General features: G+C 70.5%; 1 protein-coding gene and 1 pseudogene. One reads left to right on the plus strand and one right to left on the minus strand.

Annotated elements, in window-relative coordinates:
* A partial coding sequence (gene ftsH, locus G6021_RS08270; RefSeq protein ID WP_241736475.1) for an ATP-dependent zinc metalloprotease FtsH occupies window positions 1-2,133 on the minus strand: 2,133 nt, incomplete at its 3' end.
* Window positions 2,134-2,299: 166 nt separating this feature from the next.
* On the opposite strand from ftsH, the pseudogene G6021_RS08275 reads away from it, so the two are divergent.
* Window positions 2,300-2,485, plus strand: a pseudogene (locus G6021_RS08275) (amidase); the annotation flags it as partial.

The raw sequence follows: 2,485 nt of genomic DNA on the forward strand, positions 1-2,485 counted from the left end.
CGACCAGCCGGGGGGCGGTGGCGTGCCGTACGCCGGGATCCCGGAGGACGACGCGCCCGCCGGAACCGACTCACGCTCGCGATCGGTCCGGTCGCCCGGGTCCCGGCCCGCGTCCTGCCCGGTGCCACCTTGCTCTCGGCTCGCCGGGAGGACGGGCATCGAGAACGGGTCGCTCGTCGGTGGCGGCCACGGCTCGCCGCGTTCCTTCGCCAGCTCACCCGGTGTCTTGATGGGCGGCCGGGTCGACGGGACACGACCGGAGAAGTCGTCGAACTCGGTGATCCTCGGACGCTTGACCACGTCCGCGAACAGCCGTTGGAGATCCTCCTGCCGGAGCGTCTCCTTCTCGAGCAGTTCCCCTGCCACGGAGTCGAGGATCTCCCGGTTCTCCTCGAGGACCTTCCACGCCTCGGTGTGCGCGGCGTCGATGATCCGGCGGACCTCGTCGTCGATTGCCTTGGCCACCTCCGGGGAGTACTCGGAGCCCCCGGCGCCGCCGCGTCCGAGGAACGGGTCCCCGCCCTCGCCGCCGTACCTGACCGCCCCGAGCCTGGAACTCATGCCGTACTCGGCGACCATCGTGCGGGCGATCCTGGTGGCCTGCTCGATGTCCGAGCTGGCGCCGGAGGTCGGCTCGCCGAAGACGTACTCCTCGGCTGCGCGGCCGCCCATGGCCATGACGATCCGCGCGATCATGTCCGCGCGGGTCATGAGGGACTTGTCGTCCTCCGGGACGACCAGTGCGTGCCCCCCGGTGCGGCCGCGAGCGAGGATCGTGACCTTGTGGACCGGCTCCAGGTCCTCCATCGCCCACGCCGCGAGCGCGTGACCGGACTCGTGGTAGGCGGTGACCTTCTTCTCGTGCTCGCTGATCACGCGGTGCTTGCGGCGTGGTCCGCCCACGACCCGGTCGGTGGCCTCCTCGAGGATGTCGATCGAGATCTCGTCCCGGCCCATCCGGGCGGCCAGCAGCGCGCCCTCGTTGAGCACGTTGGCCAGGTCCGCGCCGGACATGCCGATCGTGCGCCGGGCCAGCGACCGCATGTCCACGTCGGCGGCCAGGGGCTTGCCCACCGAGTGGACGGCGAGGATGGACTCGCGACCGCGCAGGTCCGGGTTGGTCACCGGCACCTGGCGGTCGAACCGACCGGGCCGCAGCAGGGCCGGATCGAGCACGTCGGGACGGTTGGTCGCCGCGATCATGATGACCGTCTCACGGTCGCTGAACCCGTCCATCTCCACGAGGAGCTGGTTGAGGGTCTGCTCGCGTTCGTCGTGGCCGCCACCCGTCCCGGAGCCGCGGTGCCGACCGACGGCGTCGATCTCGTCGACGAACACGATGCAGGGCGCGTTCTGCTTGGCCTTCTCGAACAGGTCGCGGACACGCGAGGCGCCCACGCCCACGAACATCTCCACGAAGTCCGAGCCCGAGATCGAGAAGAACGGCACCCCTGCCTCGCCGGCCACCGCCCGCGCCAGCAGGGTCTTGCCCGTTCCGGGTGGCCCGTAGAGGAGGACGCCGCGGGGGATCTTGGCGCCCAGGCGCTCGTACCGCGCCGGGTTCTGGAGGAAGTCCTTGATCTCGTTGAGCTCCTCCACGGCCTCGTCCTCACCGGCGACGTCGGCGAACGTGGTCTGCGGCATGTCCTTGGTGAACTCGACGGCCCGCGACTTGCCGACGCCGAACAGGCCGCCCTTGCCGCCCTGCATGCGCGTCATGAAGTAGAACAGGAGCCCGAAGAGGATGAGCATGGGCAGCAGGAACGACAGCATCTGGGTGAGGAAGCCCTGCTGGGTGACGGTGGTGTCGTACTTCTCCGGCTCCGCGGCGGCGATCCGGTCGAAGATCTGGGCCGCCGCCCGCTCCGGGTACTTGGCGAGCAGCTGGTCGGTCTCGTCCGCACCCTCCTCAGGGGTGATCGCCGACTCGAGCGTGAGCCGCAGCTGCTGCTCGCGGTCCTCGATCGTCGCCTCCCTGACGTTCCCGGCGTCGATCTGCGCGAGGGCCACCGAGGTGTCGACCTCCGTGTACCCCCGCTCGTCGTTCGCGAAGAACGAGAAACCGACGATCGCCAGGATGATGACGCCCGCGATCGCCACGTTGCGGAAAACGGTGTTGCTCTTACGTTCCATTCGGTCCTCGAGTGCGAAGGACGGACCCGCCGGTCGGCGGACCTCGTGATACGACCGACCTCGTCGCCTATCGCCCCAGGCTACCTGCGGGGCACGACAGCCGACCGTGCTGATCGCCGTGGGCGGACAGGCGATCGTGTCGTACGCGCCCCGTACCATCGGGCTCGTGATCACCCCCACCCCGCCCGCGTCCCGGACCGCAGAGGCGGTGCGGTCCGGCGCCGACACCGCGACGGGGGCGCTCGACGCCGCCCTGGACCGGATCGCGCACCTGGATCCGGCACTCCGTGCCTTCACCACTCTCCTCGGGACTGACGGCCGTGCGGCCGCGGCGGCGGTGGACGCCCGGGAC

The organism is Dietzia sp. CW19, from assembly GCF_014145265.1.
Classification (GTDB): Bacteria; Actinomycetota; Actinomycetes; order Mycobacteriales; family Mycobacteriaceae; genus Dietzia; species Dietzia natronolimnaea.